This window comes from Blastomonas sp., assembly GCF_041747255.1.
Taxonomy (GTDB): domain Bacteria; phylum Pseudomonadota; class Alphaproteobacteria; order Sphingomonadales; family Sphingomonadaceae; genus Blastomonas.
Genome location: NZ_JBGTFM010000358.1, coordinates 1 through 2,445, shown reverse-complemented (window position 1 = coordinate 2,445; position 2,445 = coordinate 1). Strand labels below are relative to the sequence as shown.

At 55.7% G+C, this 2,445-nt stretch carries 3 protein-coding genes and 1 pseudogene; 3 read left to right on the top strand and 1 reads right to left on the bottom strand.

Translation table 11 applies throughout. The annotated features are described in order from the left end of the window. The 3 genes and pseudogenes from ACEW8G_RS12210 to ACEW8G_RS12200 all read left to right on the top strand — a co-directional run. Positions 1 to 103, top strand: a pseudogene (locus ACEW8G_RS12210) (IS630 family transposase); the annotation flags it as partial. Positions 104 to 717: 614 nt separating this feature from the next. Beyond that, on the top strand, positions 718 to 996 hold the full coding sequence (locus ACEW8G_RS12205; protein WP_373488690.1) for a hypothetical protein: 279 nt from the start codon (positions 718 to 720) through the stop codon (positions 994 to 996). 18 nt (positions 997 to 1,014) lie between these two features. Then, positions 1,015 to 1,578 (top strand): hypothetical protein, encoded by a 564-nt coding sequence (locus tag ACEW8G_RS12200; protein ID WP_373488689.1) that lies wholly within the window; start codon positions 1,015 to 1,017, stop codon positions 1,576 to 1,578. Positions 1,579 to 1,758: 180 nt separating this feature from the next. Here ACEW8G_RS12200 and ACEW8G_RS12195 read toward each other — a convergent pair. After that, the coding region (locus ACEW8G_RS12195) for an SLC13 family permease (protein ID WP_373488688.1) at positions 1,759 to 2,445 on the bottom strand (687 nt) is incomplete at its 5' end.

Sequence of the window (2,445 nt, the reverse complement as noted above, 5' to 3'; positions counted from 1 at the left end):
AACCGTCAGCGGCCTGTGGGATCTCATCGGCAGGCTCGTCGATATCTTCCAGCCCAGCGAATGCGCCAACTACTTCAGCTCTTGCGGGTATGACCCGGAATGATCGAAAACCGCTCTAAATCTGCAGCTTGAATGCGCTATTCGCATCAATGTCGACTGCTTGCGGCGCTGCGCTCGTCACTTCAACGCCTCAAAAAGACATGCGTCCTCGAGGGCCCGCGCGAACGCTTGACGCTCGGAATTTGTGAGATCACCCGGAAGAGACGCAATGTCGAACTCCAACTGCTCGGCAACAAACAAAAGAGGATCGGCGAAATCCGCGGTTACATCTATTTGTGGGTGCGCGCCATTGCCGCTGTGAGCCCATAAGCGAAATTGGGCCCCTGACTGGTCGACGGAGAATCGGAGATCAGGATGAATTTTGCGAAGGCGGCAGGCCGATATTGATCAGTACCAACTCCCAGCACAAACCCTGCGCGAAGCGCTCCAGTTGATCGCGGTGGGCCACACGGCATGGCTACGGTTTATTCAAGGGCCGATATCATAACTATAAATTCAAGAAAATTACATTTTTTGCAATTTTTGGCGATCAATACGAACTAAATTTATTGACTGATGACAGTTCAGATGAGACGATTAAGGATGGTTTAACAAACTACCTGGGGGGTAACGATGACTTGTCCTGAGATGTCTGATTTCAATGCATGGATCGACCTTATGCCGGGGTCTGATCCCACCCTGTATGTTGTTGGCAAGGTCGTGACCAATAGCGGCAATATGGTGCCAAAGCTGACAGAGAGCGTCTCGCCAAGTTTCAACCCTGTGATCTTGTTGCTTGACCTAACAATCGTGCAGGATGGCGATTTTGGCACGTCTGATGTCGCCCCGCGCGACGTCAGATTCGAGGCTCCTGCTCAGCAAGGGCAATACGAGAAAGTCGAGATGTTCTTCGAAGGCAAGAAATGCCTGGAACTCGAGGTCGGCGAGACGCATTAAGCCAAGGGGGCAAGGTCAATGAACGAAACCAAGATACGACGGGTGCTCGGTACGGGTACATATACCGCAATCAGATCAGAACCGGACGGCCTTGTCACTTTGCGTGCGGTCGGTCTTCTCAACTGCGCAAATTATAAGGCGCAACTCGAACAGCGACCCGAGCGTATTCGGCCGCCTTTTTACGACATGGCGTTCTATGTATCGGACATCTGCTTACCTGCAATGCTGCCATTTGACATCAGTATAACGGTCTTCGGTTCGGACGATTCCGAGGCAATCACGGTCTATGATGCCACGGGATCCGTGGATGTTCCTGTCAAGAACGTGTTCGAAGAGGAATCCCACTTCGCTGTTGCAGAAGGCGCGGCCGATCGTGACGAATTCTTGGTTTACGCACGTTTGCCCGTTGGCGATGGCCGCCTTCACGGTTGTATCGTGGTGCCCGCAGACACCATGGTGCTAGCGATATACTTTCTTGCCTTCGGTCCTGCATCGAAAGCTGAATGCGAGGCTTTTGCTGCAGAAAAATGCGGGACTTCCATTAATGTTCCAGCAGTTCCATGGCCAAGCGGCGACGAGTGATACTACGCGCCGTGGGCTGAATACACAGAGGCGATTCCTATCCGTGCCGTCACGGTAGTCCGTTACGCAAATCGCAATGTGTGATGCGCAAGAATTCTGCACGCGAAATTTATTTTGCAAAGCCAATTCCATTGGTGGGTAGGTCTGCTGGGCGTGAATGGTGGGAAATTCGCGAATTGGTCAGTAAACCCAGTAGATCGCTGCCGATGCGGCAATACCGACGATGATGTTCATCGGCACGCCGATCTTGAGGAAATCGGCAAAGCGATAGTCTGCAGCGGCATAGACCATGGTGTTGGTCTGGTAACCGATGGGCGTTGCGAAGCTCGCTGACGCGCCGAGCATCACCGCCACCAACAGCGGGCGCGGATCAATGCCGATGCCCGCTGCAAGCCCGATGACCAGCGGCGTCAGCACCACCGCGACGGCATTGTTGGTGACCGCTTCGGTGAGCAACGATGTCAGCGCATAGATCATCAGGATCAGCAGGAACATCGGCGCGGTGCTGAGCACGGGCGCCACCCAGCCAACGATCAAGTCGACGCTGCCCGCATTCTGGAAGCCGGTGCCGATGGCGAGCATCGCAAAGATCAGCACCAGCAGGCTGCCGTCGATCGCGGCCCAGGCTTCGGCGGGATCGATGGTGCGGGTGATCAGCACGACCGCCACCCCGATGATCGCCAGCCCCTCGATTGGCATGACACCCAGCGCTGCGGCGAACACCGTCGCCAGCAGCGTCAGCACCGCTATCGGGGCCTTGGCGCGGCGATACGGCGTCGCATTGGCGGTCGAAATGCCGGCGAGATGGATGTTGTCCTGCAACTGCGCCAGCTCGGCGGGGCGCGCGGCGATCAGCAGCGTGTCGGC